At 57.0% G+C, this 1,652-nt stretch carries 1 rRNA gene; it reads left to right on the forward strand.

From position 1 onward, the window contains the following. The first annotated feature begins 109 nt into the window (after nucleotides 1-109). Nucleotides 110-1,634: ribosomal RNA gene (locus tag C8D78_RS19530) — 16S ribosomal RNA — on the forward strand. The last annotated feature ends 18 nt before the right edge of the window (nucleotides 1,635-1,652 follow it).

Below are 1,652 nucleotides of genomic sequence, written 5' to 3' on the forward strand. Positions count from 1 at the left end.
TGCCGGGCCCGCCACCCCGTGGTGTGGTCTGGTGTTTTTAGCTGGTTTCAAATTTTGTGCAGCCGTTTTCTCCCGTTTTCCCGGGGGTGGCGGTTGTGTCTGTTTTACTTCAACGGAGAGTTTGATCCTGGCTCAGGATGAACGCTGGCGGCGTGCTTAACACATGCAAGTCGAACGATGATCCCAGCTTGCTGGGGGATTAGTGGCGAACGGGTGAGTAACACGTGAGTAACCTGCCCTTAACTCTGGGATAAGCCTGGGAAACTGGGTCTAATACCGGATATGACTCCTCATCGCATGGTGGGGGGTGGAAAGCTTTATTGTGGTTTTGGATGGACTCGCGGCCTATCAGCTTGTTGGTGAGGTAATGGCTCACCAAGGCGACGACGGGTAGCCGGCCTGAGAGGGTGACCGGCCACACTGGGACTGAGACACGGCCCAGACTCCTACGGGAGGCAGCAGTGGGGAATATTGCACAATGGGCGCAAGCCTGATGCAGCGACGCCGCGTGAGGGATGACGGCCTTCGGGTTGTAAACCTCTTTCAGTAGGGAAGAAGCGAAAGTGACGGTACCTGCAGAAGAAGCGCCGGCTAACTACGTGCCAGCAGCCGCGGTAATACGTAGGGCGCAAGCGTTATCCGGAATTATTGGGCGTAAAGAGCTCGTAGGCGGTTTGTCGCGTCTGCCGTGAAAGTCCGGGGCTCAACTCCGGATCTGCGGTGGGTACGGGCAGACTAGAGTGATGTAGGGGAGACTGGAATTCCTGGTGTAGCGGTGAAATGCGCAGATATCAGGAGGAACACCGATGGCGAAGGCAGGTCTCTGGGCATTAACTGACGCTGAGGAGCGAAAGCATGGGGAGCGAACAGGATTAGATACCCTGGTAGTCCATGCCGTAAACGTTGGGCACTAGGTGTGGGGGACATTCCACGTTTTCCGCGCCGTAGCTAACGCATTAAGTGCCCCGCCTGGGGAGTACGGCCGCAAGGCTAAAACTCAAAGGAATTGACGGGGGCCCGCACAAGCGGCGGAGCATGCGGATTAATTCGATGCAACGCGAAGAACCTTACCAAGGCTTGACATGGACCGGACCGGGCTGGAAACAGTCCTTCCCCTTTGGGGCCGGTTCACAGGTGGTGCATGGTTGTCGTCAGCTCGTGTCGTGAGATGTTGGGTTAAGTCCCGCAACGAGCGCAACCCTCGTTCCATGTTGCCAGCGCGTAATGGCGGGGACTCATGGGAGACTGCCGGGGTCAACTCGGAGGAAGGTGGGGACGACGTCAAATCATCATGCCCCTTATGTCTTGGGCTTCACGCATGCTACAATGGCCGGTACAAAGGGTTGCGATACTGTGAGGTGGAGCTAATCCCAAAAAGCCGGTCTCAGTTCGGATTGGGGTCTGCAACTCGACCCCATGAAGTCGGAGTCGCTAGTAATCGCAGATCAGCAACGCTGCGGTGAATACGTTCCCGGGCCTTGTACACACCGCCCGTCAAGTCACGAAAGTTGGTAACACCCGAAGCCGGTGGCCTAACCCCTTGTGGGAGGGAGCTGTCGAAGGTGGGACTGGCGATTGGGACTAAGTCGTAACAAGGTAGCCGTACCGGAAGGTGCGGCTGGATCACCTCCTTTCTAAGGAGCACCTACAAC

The sequence above is a fragment of the Arthrobacter oryzae genome, from assembly GCF_003634095.1.
GTDB classification, from domain to species: domain Bacteria; phylum Actinomycetota; class Actinomycetes; order Actinomycetales; family Micrococcaceae; genus Arthrobacter; species Arthrobacter oryzae.